Origin of the sequence: Blastococcus sp. KM273128 (genome assembly GCF_021698975.1) — a bacterium.
Taxonomy (GTDB): Bacteria; Actinomycetota; Actinomycetes; order Mycobacteriales; family Geodermatophilaceae; genus Blastococcus.
This window is the reverse complement of record NZ_SSXA01000075.1, coordinates 16,457-30,811: the sequence shown is the minus strand read 5'-3', so window position 1 is coordinate 30,811 and position 14,355 is coordinate 16,457. Positions and strand designations below refer to the sequence as shown.

General features: G+C 69.7%; 16 protein-coding genes. 4 read left to right on the top strand and 12 right to left on the bottom strand.

All coding sequences use genetic code 11. From position 1 onward, the window contains the following. Positions 1-34 precede the first annotated feature (34 nt). Together E9529_RS22990 and E9529_RS17670 are read right to left on the bottom strand one after the other, a co-directional pair. The gene (locus tag E9529_RS22990; RefSeq protein WP_374201370.1) at positions 35-280 is read right to left on the bottom strand and encodes an ABC-three component system middle component 6; all 246 of its coding nucleotides are present in this window, start codon (positions 278-280) and stop codon (positions 35-37) included. A gap of 25 nt (positions 281-305) precedes the next feature. Next, positions 306-1,256, bottom strand: a complete 951-nt coding sequence (locus E9529_RS17670; protein WP_236832575.1) for an ABC-three component system protein — start codon at positions 1,254-1,256, stop codon at positions 306-308. 686 nt (positions 1,257-1,942) lie between these two features. Between E9529_RS17670 and E9529_RS17665 the strand changes: the two genes are divergently transcribed. Together E9529_RS17665 and E9529_RS17660 are read left to right on the top strand one after the other, a co-directional pair. Then, positions 1,943-2,254, top strand: a complete 312-nt coding sequence (locus E9529_RS17665) for a hypothetical protein (protein WP_236832574.1) — start codon at positions 1,943-1,945, stop codon at positions 2,252-2,254. Then, the gene (locus E9529_RS17660; protein WP_236832573.1) at positions 2,251-3,312 is read left to right on the top strand and encodes a helix-turn-helix domain containing protein; all 1,062 of its coding nucleotides are present in this window, start codon (positions 2,251-2,253) and stop codon (positions 3,310-3,312) included. The genes E9529_RS17665 and E9529_RS17660 overlap by 4 nt, the downstream gene beginning before the upstream one ends. Positions 3,313-3,405: 93 nt before the next feature. Here E9529_RS17660 and E9529_RS17655 read toward each other — a convergent pair whose 3' ends face one another. The 10 genes from E9529_RS17655 to E9529_RS17610 all read right to left on the bottom strand — a co-directional run bounded on the left by E9529_RS17655 (position 3,406) and on the right by E9529_RS17610 (position 12,360). Continuing rightward, positions 3,406-4,866 carry an NADH-quinone oxidoreductase subunit N gene (locus tag E9529_RS17655; RefSeq protein ID WP_236832577.1) on the bottom strand — a complete coding sequence of 487 codons (1,461 nt, stop codon included), beginning with the start codon at positions 4,864-4,866 and terminating at the stop codon, positions 3,406-3,408. A gap of 5 nt (positions 4,867-4,871) precedes the next feature. Beyond that, a complete protein-coding gene (locus E9529_RS17650) occupies positions 4,872-6,470 on the bottom strand; it encodes a NuoM family protein (RefSeq protein ID WP_236832572.1) in 1,599 nt (532 codons plus the stop codon). 2 nt (positions 6,471-6,472) lie between these two features. Continuing rightward, entirely contained in the window at positions 6,473-8,410 is a 1,938-nt protein-coding gene (locus tag E9529_RS17645) for an NADH-quinone oxidoreductase subunit L (RefSeq protein ID WP_236832571.1), read from the bottom strand. After that, the gene (locus E9529_RS17640) at positions 8,407-8,724 is read right to left on the bottom strand and encodes an NADH-quinone oxidoreductase subunit K (protein ID WP_236832570.1); all 318 of its coding nucleotides are present in this window, start codon (positions 8,722-8,724) and stop codon (positions 8,407-8,409) included. The genes E9529_RS17645 and E9529_RS17640 overlap by 4 nt, the downstream gene beginning before the upstream one ends. Beyond that, entirely contained in the window at positions 8,721-9,299 is a 579-nt protein-coding gene (locus E9529_RS17635) for an NADH-quinone oxidoreductase subunit J (protein WP_236832569.1), read from the bottom strand. The genes E9529_RS17640 and E9529_RS17635 overlap by 4 nt, the downstream gene beginning before the upstream one ends. Positions 9,300-9,312: 13 nt before the next feature. Then, on the bottom strand, positions 9,313-10,254 hold the full coding sequence (locus tag E9529_RS17630) for a complex I subunit 1 family protein (protein ID WP_236832568.1): 942 nt from the start codon (positions 10,252-10,254) through the stop codon (positions 9,313-9,315). Continuing rightward, a complete protein-coding gene (locus E9529_RS17625) occupies positions 10,247-10,861 on the bottom strand; it encodes a hypothetical protein (RefSeq protein ID WP_236832579.1) in 615 nt (204 codons plus the stop codon). Before E9529_RS17625 ends, E9529_RS17630 begins: the two co-directional genes overlap by 8 nt. A 1-nt stretch (position 10,862) precedes the next feature. Then, entirely contained in the window at positions 10,863-11,486 is a 624-nt protein-coding gene (locus E9529_RS22460; RefSeq protein ID WP_304505670.1) for a hypothetical protein, read from the bottom strand. Next, positions 11,477-11,800 (bottom strand): NADH-quinone oxidoreductase subunit A, encoded by a 324-nt coding sequence (locus E9529_RS17615; RefSeq protein WP_166532781.1) that lies wholly within the window; start codon positions 11,798-11,800, stop codon positions 11,477-11,479. The genes E9529_RS22460 and E9529_RS17615 overlap by 10 nt, the downstream gene beginning before the upstream one ends. Before the next feature lie 182 nt (positions 11,801-11,982). Then, the gene (locus E9529_RS17610; protein WP_236832567.1) at positions 11,983-12,360 is read right to left on the bottom strand and encodes a helix-turn-helix transcriptional regulator; all 378 of its coding nucleotides are present in this window, start codon (positions 12,358-12,360) and stop codon (positions 11,983-11,985) included. Positions 12,361-12,476: 116 nt separating this feature from the next. On the opposite strand from E9529_RS17610, the gene E9529_RS17605 reads away from it, so the two are divergent. Both E9529_RS17605 and E9529_RS17600 read left to right on the top strand, forming a co-directional pair. Further along, entirely contained in the window at positions 12,477-12,884 is a 408-nt protein-coding gene (locus tag E9529_RS17605) for a four-helix bundle copper-binding protein (RefSeq protein ID WP_236832566.1), read from the top strand. A gap of 711 nt (positions 12,885-13,595) precedes the next feature. Next, positions 13,596-14,141 carry a DUF305 domain-containing protein gene (locus E9529_RS17600; RefSeq protein WP_236832565.1) on the top strand — a complete coding sequence of 182 codons (546 nt, stop codon included), beginning with the start codon at positions 13,596-13,598 and terminating at the stop codon, positions 14,139-14,141. Positions 14,142-14,355: the final 214 nt, after the last annotated feature.

Here is a 14,355-nt window from a genome sequence, read left to right as displayed (position 1 = left end):
CGATGAGACCTTCGACAAGCCACATCGTCCCTGGTCAGAGGGGCATTCGTGCTTTCCGACGCGCAGCCACACGCCTATTCGATGGTGGATCGGGGTTCAACTGGCCTGATGCCGTCCACTCCACAAGACCCATCGCGAACAAGGCAGCAAGCGCGAGCGAGAACCAGTCAAAGGTAATGCGCTCACGGCCCTTCTTCTTCTCATTCACAAACCGGTCCCAGAGCGCCGAGACGGACGCGGGTCGATCGAGCAGCGGCAACAGGTCAGAGCCCACCGTCATGAGGGCCCGCTCCGCACTAATACCCTTAGTCGGCAAAAGCACCCGGATCACCCACCTTATAGCTGACCGGTGGTTCCTCGAAGATGTGACAAGCGTCGAAGAAGTACGATGTCACAGCATACACCGCGTTCGCTCTTGAATTGTCGAAGCGAAAGTTAGTGCCACCCAAGGATGTATAGATGCGCTCGAGAATGTCTTCCGACTGTTTCGAGACGGCGCGGTGCGCCAGATAGATTTCACGGAACCGCGCAGCTTGGCGGTCGTACAGCTCCGGATCGCTGACTTCGGCGAACCAGGTATCGATACTGACGGCCGACAGACGCCCAGCATTGAACTCCATCTGCTTGGCGACGGAAAGGCCGTTGTAGTTCATCTTCTCGACAGGTACGGGCCGGATACTCCCGACTGCCCCCGGAGCCGCGGCGGTTGATCCCAGTGCCTCCAGCAGCGGGATAAGGTCAGCCAGCTGCACGTTCGCCGTACCCGGCAGCCCGGGGAAGATTCGAGCCAGGCGGTCCGGCGCGAGCTTGCTCACAACGTCGAACCAGAACCTCTCCACCGTCCAATGCCGAACAGCAATCGGTCGAGCCGGATCGTTCTCATGCTTCGACTTAAGTTCGATCAGCGCCTTGGTCGCCATTGGGCCGACTGGGACGTTCGTAACGAACCGCCAGATATTGAAGCTTGGGTAGCTACCCAGCGCCCGCGCAAAGTCCGACTTGATCTTCGCCGTGAGCTTCTCTTCAACTTTGGTCTGGGCGACTGATCCGTAGCAGGCATAGCAAATCGTTCCCGCCTCAGCCAGCCCGTCGCTACCGCCGTCACCCAAGCTCCCGGTCGGAACGGGGTTGTCGAAGTCGTCGTGGAAGAACGACAGGACGCGTGTGACATGGTCCTCGAAGGCCTGACCCGACTGGCGGCAGGCGCGCTCGTTCTGATTGGCGTACCAATCAAGCCAGGCAGCAGTTGGCAGCACTGATCCTCGGACCCCCCGGTCGCGACCGTCCCCCGTCGCACAGCTGACGTCGGTGACAGTATCGGCAGGCCCGGACAGGACTCGCGCCTCAGCCGGCACGCCTGGCGAACCCTTGCTGGGCTGCGTGTGGCCCGGCCGCCGTCCAGGGTGGCAAGTGCTGCGGCCAGTTCCGGCGCGAGGCCGTGATCGGCGGCGAACTCGGCTGGCCGGCTGACCGCGGTGCCGGCCAGTGGGCAGAGCACCGCCAACAGCCCGACGAAGAGCAGCACTCCTCCGACCAGCCAGTGCCTCCGGTACAGGCCGTGCGCCACGACCCCCCGGCGAACACGACCATCGCCAATCCATACCCGGACTGACGCCGGATAGGGCGTTCCCCGGATGCGGTCACGGGCCTCGCCTCCAAGAGCCACGAGGCAGCAAGCCACAGGGCGAACAGCATCGGCCGGGCGCTCGGGTGACGTGATGAGCCAGCTCGCGCACCGTCCCGGGTCGCTTCGGCACACACAGCTGGTCGAGCGCCGCCGCATCCCCATTCTCGGCGGGGTGTCACCAAACGGCTCCGAATAGCGCCTTCTCCCGGTGAGAGCGACTCACCAGCGGGAGCAGGGATGTGCGGTCAGACGGGACGACGAACAACGGCAGCCCCTGCGCCGGCACCGTCCCACGTCCTCTCTGCTCGCCGCGCCGTGCTGCAGGCCTTCGTCGACAGCTACGGCGGCGCCACCCACCGGCTGCTCACCGACTTGGCCGACGTCATCGGCGCCAGCATCGCTTACGTCGACCGGCCCACTGTCGAAGCTCACCTCGAGCGGCCCCTGTCCGACCGGGAGTGGGCCGCCGCCGCCCAGCAGTTCACGGCCATGGCCTTCGACGACCACGTCGGAGACGCTTGCAGCCTCCGCACCGACTGGATCGAAGACGTCCTTGCCAGGGCCGGCGTACCCGGTCGGGGCCACACCGGTCAGCCGGTCGCCGGATGTCCATGGGGCGGGGCATGAGCGCCACCCGGACCTGCCTGGTCTGCCGCTACAGCGGCACGTACGCCAGCGACGCCCTCGCCGACGTCAACCACGCGCGCCATTCCTGTGCGAAGCACCTGCAGACCGTCGAGCGAACACGTCGCCGTGTCCAGCGCGCTGAAAGTCGTGTGAGACGGGACTGCACTCATCCGCGTGCTCGGCATGTGCACGGAACCCGTGTCGCCTATGTGAAGGACCGTTGCCGATGCACCGACTGCACTGCCGCCAACACCGCGGCCGGCCGTGCCGCGCACCGCGCGCAGACCTTCGGCCGATGGCGGCCATTCGTAGACGCCGCCCCGGTGCGCGAGCACATCCGCGCGCTACGCGCCGCCGGCATCGGCGTCGAGCAGATCGCCCTGCTCGCCGACATCTCCACCAGCCACGTCCGCGAACTCGCCGACATCGGAAGGGACGGCAACCCACGCATCCGGCGGGTCCGACCCGAGACCGCCCAGCGGCTCTTGCGCATTCGGGTCGACCTGGCCAACCGGGCGGCGCGCAGTCACGTCACCGCCACGGGCACTCGTCGCCGACTGCAGGCCCTGATCGCCGTCGGGTGGCCCCACGATGAGTTGGCCGCCCGGCTCGGCCGAAGCTCCGCCAGCCTCCACCGCAGCATGCTCAGTGACTCCGTCACCGCGCAGACCGCGCAGGACGTCAGCGCCCTCTACGAACGGCTGTGGAACCTGCTCCCACCGCAGTCCACCGACGACCAGCGCGCCGCCGCCGACTCCGCGCGGGCCTTCGCCGCGGAACGCGGCTGGCTGCCACCTCTGGCCTGGGACGACGTCGACACCGACTCAGACCCCCGCGACGTTAAGCACGCACAGCCGGACGATGACCTGGATGAGATCGCCATCGAGCGCGCCCTCGCTGGCGACGGCGTCCGCCTCGAGCACCTGACTCCCGCTGAGCAGGACGAAGTCGTCCGGCGCCTCACCGAACGGGGGAAGTCCATCCGCGACATCGCCCAGCAACTCGCCACGACCAAGCGCACGGTCTCCCGCCGGCGTGCGTCCATCAACGCCGCATGACCATGTGCGGCACGGCGTCGTCGAGGGGCAGCGCTGGCACAGCTGCCGCCCTGCGCGGCACGCCATGAACTCCGGCGACCGAGTGGCGGACAGTCAGCTCGGCAGGAGGACGGCGAGCCAGACGCCCGACCCGATGCCGAGAAGCAGGGACACGACGGCGGCCGTATGGAGCACGACGATCGGCTTGAGCACGACACGCTGCGCCGTCCCCGCGGAGGTGCCCGGCCCTGTCCCCCAGCCAGCCGTCGTCGTGCTTTCGCTGGTGGCGACTCCCGTAGCGGCGGGAGCGATCCAGCGCAGGTAGTAGAAAAGGCTCGCCACCGTGTTGATGGCCGCCACGACGACCAACCAAGCAAACCCGCCATCCCAGGCCGCGACGAAGACAACGAGCTTGCCGACGAACACCGCTGTCGGCGGGGTCCCGACGAGGCCGAGCAGGCAGACGACGAGGCTGACTACCAGCCAGCGGTGGCGTCCGACCGCGGTCGCCCAGTCGGTGATCGTGCGGGCCCCCGGGGCCGCCGCGACGGCGGCGAAAGCACCGATGTTGGTGACGGCGTAGGCGGCGAGGTAGACCGCCAGAGCCGGAACGGCGAGGTCGGTGCGCGCCGCGACGGCGACGACCATGAACAGGTAACCGACCTGGCTGATCGTCGAGTAGGCCAACAGCCGCAGTACGTCGGTCTGGTTGAACGCCGCCAGGTTGCCCAGGGTCATGCTGACCGCGGCGATGACGGCGACCAGCAGAGGCACATCCAGCGGGACGCTGGCGAACGGCTCGGCGAGCAGTCGGAACGCGGCAGCGACTGCGCCGACCTTGGGGATCGTGGTGATGTAGGCGGCCATCGGCGGTGTGGTGCCAGCAGTCACGTCCGGCACCCAGAAGTGCACCGGCACGGCACCGGCCTTGAAACCGACACCGGCGAGAACGCCGAGGATGCCTATCGCCAGCAGGGCCGGGGAGGCTTCCGGTAGCAGCGCGGCGAGGTCGAGGTAGCCGGTCGTGCCGGCGGCGAGCACCAGGGCGGCGACGCCGACCAGCATCAGTACACCGACGAAGGCGCCCATCAGGTAGTACTTCATCGTCGCCTCGACACCGGCGGAGTCCTTGGCGAAGCCGGCCAGTGCGTACAGCGGGACGCTGGCCAGCAGATAGGCGGCGACGAGCAGCAGCAGATCGCCGCTGGCGGCCAGCGCGATGCTGCCGAGCCCACCGAGCACCATGAGGACGTAGGCCTCGGTCTCCCGCGGGTGTCCGGCCAGCGAGGCCGACGCCAGCCAGACGAGGACGGCCACACCGAGCGCGACGACGATGCGGACCACGCCGGTGGTGGTGTCGACGACCCAGGTGCCCTCGAACACCCGCTCCGCCGGCTCGGGCAGCGCGACGGCAGCAGCGACCGCGCTGGCCAGGCAGGCGACGGTGACCAGGAGCCGGACCCGCCACTGCCGGTGCTGCGGCGTCCAGAGGCCCAGGAGCAAGCCGCCGACTGCGCCGAGGAGCAGCAGCAGTTCAGGGAGCAGGGCGAGCACCCGCTCGCCGCCCCCGGACATGCCGGTCACCGGCCCACCAGCTCCACCACCGCCATGGCGGCCGGCTCCAGCACGTCCAGCAGGGCGCGCGGAAGCAAGCCAAGGACAAGGGCGAGCACGAGCAGCGGGACGATCGAGGCCACCTCGTGGCCGCGCAGGTCCTGCATCCGGGTCGCCGTCCGCGGCCGGGTGGTGATCGCTGTGTCGCCGTCCGCCCGCTGCGGAGCCGGGCCTCCCCCTGTCTCGTCGGGGTCCGCCTCGGATGGGGCGAGGGTGTCGCCGGTGAGCAGTCGCTGCAGGGCCAGCAGGAACAGCCCGGCGGTCACGAGGATGCCCAGTACGGCGAGCACCGTGGCCACGGGCGCAGCTTGCAGAGCTCCGGTGAAGACCTGGAACTCGGCGATGAACCCGGAGAACCCGGGCAGGCCCAGGGAGCCGAACGCAGCGACCGCGAAGCACGCCGCGAAGACCGGCGCCGGCCGCGCCAAGCCGCCCCAGCGGTCGAAGGCGTAGGTGCGCCCGCGCGACCACAGCACGCCGCTGAGCAGGAACAACGCGCCGGTGAGCAGGCCATGGCTGACCATCTGGTACATCGCACCCACCGTGGCCACGGTCCGCGCGCCCTCATCAGCCGAGGCGACGAGGCCCGCCGCGCCTAGGCCGAGCAGCACGTACCCCATGTGGTTGACCGAGGTGTAGGCGATCATCCGCTTGACGTCGGTCTGGGCCAGCGCCACGAAGGCGCCCCACAGCACGCTGATCACCCCGACAACGACGGCCACCATGGCCCACCGCTGCCAGGCCTCGGGAAGGATCGGCATGGCGATCCGCACGAACCCGTAGGTGCCGAGCTTGAGCAGGATCCCGGCGAGGACAGCGGACCCGGCGGCAGGGGCGTCGGTGTGCGCGTCGGGCAGCCAGGTGTGAAACGGGAACAGCGGCGTCTTCACCGCCAGGCCGAGACCGATCGCCAGCAGGACCAGGCCGCCGGTGACCGGGGAGTCCGCCAGCGGCGGGTTCGCCGCCAGCGCCACCATGTCGAAGGTCCGCTCCTCGCTGCCCAGAAACAGGCCGATGAAGCCCACGAGCAGCGCCAGCGACCCGATGAACGTGTAGAGGAAGAACTTGAGCGCGCTGCGCCGGGCGTTGCCGTGTCCCCAGCCGGCGATGACGAAGTACATCCCGACGATGGACAGGTCGAAGAAGACGAAGAAGAGGATGAGGTCGAGCGAGGCGAACGTACCCAAGCAGGCGGTCTGCAAGAAGAGGAACAGCGCCGCGTAGGTGTGCGGCCGGTCCTGCTCTCGGAGTGAGTAGATGGCGCAAGCGAGGAACAACACCCCGGTCAGGGCCAGCAGTGGAAGGGAGAGCCCGTCGACGCCGATGTGGTAGCCGGCGTCGACCGTGGGGATCCACTGCAGGTCCACCTCGTGCGCGAGGCCGTCGACCACTCCCGAGGCGCCCTCGCCGGGCTCGAAGCGCCACCACATCCAGCCGATCAGTGCCAGGTCGACAGCGGCGGCGGCGATCCACACCCAGATGGCCGCGCGGCCGCTGAGCCCGCGGGCGGCCAGCAGCACGCCGGCGGCCACCAAGGGCAGGAAGATCACAACGGTCAGCAGCACGACTACCTCACCACGAGCAGGAGGACGAGCAGGACACCCAGACCGATGACGGCCTGGGCGTAGTACTGATGCAGCAGCCCGGTCTGTGGACGGCGGGCCGCACTGCCTGCGCGGCGGAAGGCCCTCGCCGTCGCGCGGACCGCGCCGTCCACCACGCCGGCGTCGATCCGCGCGGACCCGGCGGCAGCACGTCGGATAGCTGAAGCGACTCCCGACACCGCCCGGTCCAGGACGTCGTCGTCCGCCCGTGATGCCAACCCCGCGAGCCGGCGCGCGCCGACAGCCACGCCTACGACCGCCCGGTCGATCAGCTTGTCGTCCACGGTGGCCAGCGCCCGCGCCACTGCCATCGCCGGTCGTGGCGAGAGCAGCCGCCCCAGCCCGGCCCACGACCCGAGCGGACTCCGCGAGAGCTGCTCCATGACGGCAGGGCGCGCCCGGACCACGGCGACGGTCAGCCCCAGGACCACCAGCGCGAGCGCGCCGGAGACCGCCAGCTCCCCCAGCCCCGGCGCCGGCTCGCCCTCCGCGTCGAGGGCCGCCTTGAGACCCTCGGCCACAGCCGGCAGCGCGAGCACACCCAGGCCGGCGGCGAACACAGCCAGCACGCCTGCGACGACAGTCGTGAGCGCCGGGACGCGCCGGGTGCCCGGTTCCTCCTGGTCGAGAGGCTCCTCCCCTGCCGGCCGGGCGAGGACGACGGCCAGGATCCGACCGGCGTAGACCGCCGAGACCGCAGCGGCGGCCAGGCCCACCACCGTCAGCGCCGTCCCGTCGACCCCCGCGAGCACCTCGTCCTTGGTGGCCCACAGCGACAGCGGTGGCACGCCGGCCAGCGCGAGGGCGGCGACCGTGGCCGCTGCCCCGATGCCCGGATACCGGCGGGCGGCGCCCCGCAGGCCGGCGAGATCCTTGGTGCCCAGCGCGGTGAGCCAGGCACCGGCAGCGACGAAGAGGCCGGCCTTGACCGCGGCGTGCGCGACCAGCTGTGCTGTTCCCCCCGCGGTGGCGCCCACCCCGGCGGCGAGCACGACGAAGCCGATCTGCGCGGCGGTGCTGGCCGCGAGCAGCTGCTTGAGATCCGACTGCGCCACCGCCACCGCGCCCAGGACCAGCGCGGTCAGCACACCGGCCCATGCCGCCGCCGTCGAGGCCCAGCCGGTCGACGCCAGCAGGGGCTGCATCCGGATCAGCAGGTATCCGCCGGCGGCCACCATCGTGGCCGAGTGCAGCAGTGCGCTCACCGGACTCGGTCCCTGCATCGCCGCCGAGAGCCAGGCGGAGAAGGGCAACTGCGCGGACTTGCCGAGTGCGGCGACCAGCACGCCGGCGGCGGCGAGGTCCGCCCATCCGCCGTCGGCGGCGGACAGGTCGGCGAGAACCAAGCTCCCCGTGGCGGCGAGAGCAGCGCCGGCGGCGACGTACAGGCCTAGGTCCCCGGCGCGCGTGGTCACGAACGCCCGGGTGCCGGCGGCCAGCTTGCCGGACTCCTCCCACCGGAAGCCGATGAGCGCGAAGGAAGTGGCGCCCATGACCTCCCAGGCCAGGAGGAGCGCGGGCAGCGTGGCCGCGGTGACCGTCGCCAGCATGGCGGCGACGAAGAGCAGCAGGTAGCCGAAGAACCGCCCGCGTGCGGCATCCGCCGGCAGATCCGCGACGGCGAAGACGGTGACCAACAGGGCGATCCCCGCGACCAGCAGAACCAGCACCGCGGAGAGCCCGTCGACGACCAGGCGCAGATCCCCGCCCTCGACGATTCCGAGGAATGGCACCGACAGCCGCGGCCGGCTCACGACCACCAGCGCTGCCAGCGCCACGCCGACCCCCGTAATGGTGACGGCCACCGGCCCGGCGGCACGGTCGGCCCGCCGTCCGACGGTCAGCAGCCCCGCCCCGGCCAGGGCGGGCAGTAGCACCAGAGCGGCGAGGGCGACGCTCATCCGCGTAGGTCTGTCGCCATGTCCACCATGTCCACCTGCCGCGCCCTGTAGATGGCGACGGTGACGGCGAAACCCATCGCCATCTCCACCGCCATCACCACCAGGGCGACGACGACCAGCACTTGGGCATCGGGCAGTTCCGGCGTCAGGAAGTACCAGGCCGCTCCCCCGGCCAGCAGCACACCGTTGAGGACCAGCTCGAGGCCCATCATCACCATGACGATCGACTGCTGCGACAGCGCGCCGAACAAGCCGACACCGACCAGTGCGACGGCGACGGTCAGCAGGATCTGCAGCACGAGCTCGGCGGTCATCGTCGGAATCCCCCGGGCACCGGATCGTCCGGGCGGTCGGCGTCCAGATCCGGCCCGAAGCGGTCGTAGCGGCCGCGGGCGGTAGCCAGGACGGTGCCGGCGAGGATCGTGGCGAACAACGAGATGCCGATCACCAGCATGACCAGCATGTGACTGCCCATGATCGCCTCGCCCAGCTGACGGGTGCTGTCGTCGGGGCGGGGCGGGTTCCGCGTCGGCCAGTCGATCGTCCAGATGCCGACGGCGAGGACGACGAAGGTCGCGGCGCCGATCACGGCGGAGCCCTTGGCGTTGTGCACCATCGTCATCGGCATGAGCCCGGCCGGGTTCATCATGAACATGATCATGAAGACGGCCATGACCGCCATCTCGATCGTCATCATCAGCGCCGTCACGACGGCCAGGTAGACCAGATCCAGGGCCAGCAGCACTCCCGCCACCGCAAGGAACGACGCGAGCAACGCGAAAGTGGCCCGCGCCATGGAGTCGACGACGAACACGGCGATCCCGGCGGCTACCGATAGGACCCCGAGGACGGCGACGGCCGTGAACGCCCAGCCGGAGAGCTCCGTCATCACCCTGTACTCCTCACGCGTAGAAGCCGTTCAGGACGAGCACGGCGACGACCAGCGCCTGCAGGAGCGTCATGGGGACGAGGACCATCCAGCCGATCTCGACTGTGCGATCGGGTCGCAACACCGGCACACGGCGGCCGACCCATACGAGCGCCGTCACCACGGCGAAGGTCTTGAGCAGAAACCACACCGGGCCGGGCAGCCAGGGCCCAGCGTCGCCGCCCAGGAACAGCGCGGTAGCCATGGCGGCTGCGGCGCCCAGGAAGACCGCCCGACCCAGGTCGACGAGCAGCCGATCTACTCCCGACAGCTCCGAGGTGACGCCCCCGGCGATGTCGGGCCCTGCGGGTGCGGTGAACGGACCCCAGAACGCGAAGGCGGCGGCGCTGGCCACGAAGACGACGAAGGCGACCGGCATCGTGACCACGAACCACAGCCCCTCCTGCGCGGTGACCACATCGGTCGTCCGAAGGGAGCCGGCCGCCAACCCGGCCGTGATGAGCGCGAACATCAGCGGCAGCTCATAGGCCAGACCCTGGGCGAGAAACCGGTACCCCCCGGTGAGAGCGTGGACGGCGTTCGGCCCCCACCCGACCAGCCATACCGCCGCCCAGAGCAGCGCCTCCATCGCGTTGAACCACACGAGGTCGGCGCTGGTCGACCACAGCGTCCGGCCGCCCACGGGCACCACCGCCAGCGAGAGCAGCGCCAGCGTCGGTACGGCAGCGCAGCCCAGCCGCCACAGCAGCCGGTCCGGCGCCAGCGTCGTCCGCCGCTGCTCGAACAGCAGACGTGCACCGTCACGAAGAGGTGCGGCGACCGTTCCCACGGTTCCGCCGACGACGACGGCGCGGTCAACCGCTGCCACCACGAGACCCAGGATCAGACCGACCGCCACGACCCCGAGGACCGCGGGGGCCAGCCCCCATGCTTCCGCCAAGGTCTGCTCAGGCATGTACGTGCTCCGAAGCAGACGCCGCCTGCACGGGGCGGAGGTCGAGGCTGGCCACGATCAGCCGCGCGCTTCCGATCTCCGCGCCCTCCACGAGGGCCGCGACGTCCTTCAGTGACGTCGCGGGCAAGTCCTCGACCAGCTGCCCCGAGGCCATGTCACACCAACGCCTGACCCGGTCCAGGACGTCTCCCCCGGACCCGCGCCCCCCGATGCCGCCGGCCGTCCACGCCAGGGTCCGCGACCGGTTCACCCGCCGCGTCACGGCCTCGGCGAGCCGTTGCGCCTCATCTCGGTTGGCCCGCTCGGCCATCCCGTTCCGCGCGCGGCGCGCGTCGCGGGCGGCCGTCGGCCAGCCGGCCACGTCGAGGAAGCGGGCGAGGCGGTCCAGCGCCGCTTCCTGGGGGGCGCGATCCGGTTCTACGGCCGGGCGGGTGTCGGCATCGAGCCAAGCCAGCTCTGCGGAGGTGAGGACGTCACCCTGCAGGTCCGCCCGCAGCACCAGACCTGTCGGCCAGCCCGGAAGCACCGGCCCAAGCGCCACCTTGAGGACGTCGAGTTCGAGACCGTCGCGGTCCGGGCCGGTCGAGGCCATCGCCAGCCCGGCCACCTCACCACCGTGATGCATCCCATGGTCCATGCCCGTGGTCCATGCCCTCATGACCACTCCCGTGGTCCATGCCCTCATGACCACTCCCGTGGTCCATGCCCTCATGACCACTCCCGTGGTCCATGCCCTCGTGACCACTCCCGTGGTCCATGCCCTCGTGACCACTCCCGTGGTCCATGCCCTCGTGACCACTCCCGTGGTCCATGCCCTCGTCGTCGGCGGTGCCCATGCCCTCGTCGTCGACGTCCTCGTCCTTGTTCTCGCCGAGCAACGAGGCCGGCGACGGCCGGTCGTTTCCCTTCGTTCCTGATCCGGCTCGCCGGATCAGCGCCGCTCGGCCCTCATCCAGAGCAACGGCGACGTCACAGGGGCGCTGCACGTCCACTCGGTGCCGCGGCTCGGGGACCTGGCTCCACAGCACGTCGACAGCTTGTGCCAGCTCCGGGCCGGGTTCGCCAAGGACGACCAGCAGATCGGTTTCCGCAGGTGACATGGCACACCACCAGCCGCGCTGGTCCAACTCGGCCTCGACGGACCACCGGAACGTCGTCGCGGCCGGGGCATCGACGAGCAGCACCCGCGGCGCCGCTAGCGCCCAGTTCCGCAGTCGCGCGATCAGGTCCATCGCAGCGCACCTTCACGCCAGACGTAGGTGACACCGACGAGGAGCACGGCGAGGAAGCCGAACATCTCGACGACGGCCGTCGCCCCCATGTCCGCGACCACGACTGCCCACGGGTACATGAAAATCATCTCCATGTCGAAGGCCAGGAAGAGGACCGTGACCGCGTACCACCGCGCGTGGTAGCGGGAGACGGCGTGCTGCTGTGGGAGCAGGCCTGACTCGTACGGCAGGACGACGGCGGGCTCCCGGGCGGTGCGCAACGCCGCCGACAGGGCGTACAGCCCGACGATCCCGGCCACGATCAAGGCAGCCATCGAAAGCAGCGCAACCATGTCGCTCTCCTCGCCTTCCGACGGGAACAGCAGGGACTGGGCCGCGAACGGCACAACATCCGCACGAACGTCCGGGTGTGGCCGACTGTAGGGGTGGCCGAGGACGTTCGCGCGGCGACGACCGCCCCCGCCTGGCAACTGCGGCGGACCCGACACACCAACTGTCAGTCGTCGTCCGGCGCCGCTTCCGAGAGAACGACCAACTGACGCAGGCAGTGCTCTCGCAGTGGCTCGGGGAAACCCTCTGCCAGGCGGTAGTACACGACGCGCCCCTGCTTCCGGTTGGTCACCAGTCCCGCCGTGCGCAACAACCGGAGCGCGTACCCCACGGCGTCCTCGTTGGCCTCCAGGGCCAGCGCGAGATCGCCGACGCAGAGCTCCTCGACCATGTCCAGCGCGAAGAGCACGCGGGCCCGGGTGGGATCGGCCATCAGGCTCAGCACGCTGGTCAGCTGGGCGGCGTCCTCCCGACTGGGCAGGCGAGCTCGGGCGTGCGCGACACGTTCCGGGTCGACCGGATGGGCGTGGCCAGGTTCGGACATTCGAGAAACACCTCCAGGCCGCTCATGCCCGTACGGGTCTGCGGGTACGCCGAGTTTGTCGGCGACAGTCCCGAACGGCATCCGAGCCGTCCGGCGCCGAGACCCCAGGAGTAACCATGACCGTGGCAGCCCAGATGCTCGACACCTACCCCAAGGACCTCGGCGGGGTGGACAAGCAGAAACTGCTGGCCTGCATCGAGGCCTGCTTCGAGTGCGCCCAGGCCTGCACCGCCTGCGCGGACGCCTGCCTCAGCGAAGACATGGTCGCCGAGCTGACGAAGTGCATCCGCACCAACACCGACTGCGCCGACATCTGCCACACCACCGGCCGCGTGCTCTCCCGGCACACCGGCTACGACGCCAACCTCACCCGCGCGGTCCTCGAGGCCTGCGCGGCCGCCTGCAAGGCGTGCGGCGACGAGTGCGAGAGCCACGCCTCGATGCACGAGCACTGCCGAGTCTGCGCCGAGGCCTGCCGGCGCTGTGAGCAGGCGTGCCGAGACCTCATCAGCTCACTGGGCTGACGGAGACTGCACGGTAGGTCGGCCCCGGAGGCGCCAAGGCCAGGGGCGGCCTAGACGACGCCCCGGGGCCGAACCAACGCTCCAGCGGCGCACTAGAGGTCGAGCTGCCACCGAACGACTTGACGAGGGCGCCGTGGTCAACGGACAACCCGCACGCCATCGCCTCCGCAGACGCCCACCTCGTCGGACTCCTTGTCCAGTCGTCCGACGTCGCGCACTGTGTCGCCCGGTCGATGCCGGACAAATTATCCCCGACCAGCGTGGACCTCGACGGCGTAGTCGTCCGCAAGGGACTGCTGCACCCACCCGACGACTGCGAAGGCGCTGCGTCGATGGAACTCAGAAGACTCTTCCGGGACGCCGCCAACGGGTACACCCCTTCGGGCGCTGATAGCGAGTTCTTCGTGAGCACAACGCCAGCTGCTCCGACCGCAATGTCGGCTCTCCGGTTTGTCCGTACGACCGTACGGGCATGCGGACGACCGGCGTACTCCAATCGACCAACGTCTAACCATGCAGCGGTCCGGCGCCGCGGCCGCGGGCTGCTGCAACCACGCACATGTGACGTCACCGGCTGCGGCGAACGGCTCGCGTGACGGTGCAGTCATTGATTTCGGAGTTCCTCCCCCACCGGCGACAGCAAGGACGGAGATCGCATCCATGGCGACCAAGAAGAGTGACGAGGCGAAGGAACACGGTCAGGACGGCGGCATGTCCCACGATTCGAAGATGTACCTGCGCTTCGCAGCCATGATCACGACGTCCATGGTCGTCATGTACTTCACGATGTTCGCCGGCACGTGGGAGTGGAGCCACGTCCGGTTTAGCGAGAGCCGCGTGTTCATGGCGGTCACCATGGGCGGCACCATGGGGCTGATCATGCTCGCGTGGATGCTCAACATGTACAAGAACTTGAAGGGCAACATCGCCATCGTGGCGGCGAGCCTGCTGCTGCTGGGTGGCGGCATCGCGCTGGACCGCAGCCAGGCCACCGTGCAGGACTCCGCCTGGATGAGCGCGATGATCCCGCACCACTCGCTGGCCATCACCCGGTCCGAGCGCGCCGAGATCACCGACGTCCGGGTGTGCCAGCTCGCCGTCGAGATCATCCGGGCCCAGGAGCGGGAGATCGCCGAGATGGAGTGGCTGATCCAGGACATCGAGGAGAACGGGGAGGCCGCCACGCCCGAGGAGGCGCAGGCCCGCGCCGTCCCAGACTTCGAGGGTTCGGCCCTGCGGGAGTGCGCGTCGGAGTGATCGCGGTAAGGCCGGCCACATGCCCATGACGGTGGTGGGCTAAGTGGTGAATGTAGTCCTCACCGGCGACGGGGGTGACTCGAGCAGGGGCATCCGGCCGGTGGTCCCGGTCCCGGTCTGGTTCAGGACGACGGTGTCGACCCGGGGTGGACTCCAGCACCTTCGGGCCTTTGATGAGGATGCTCAGCTGCGCCACGTCCGGCACCCACAGGGC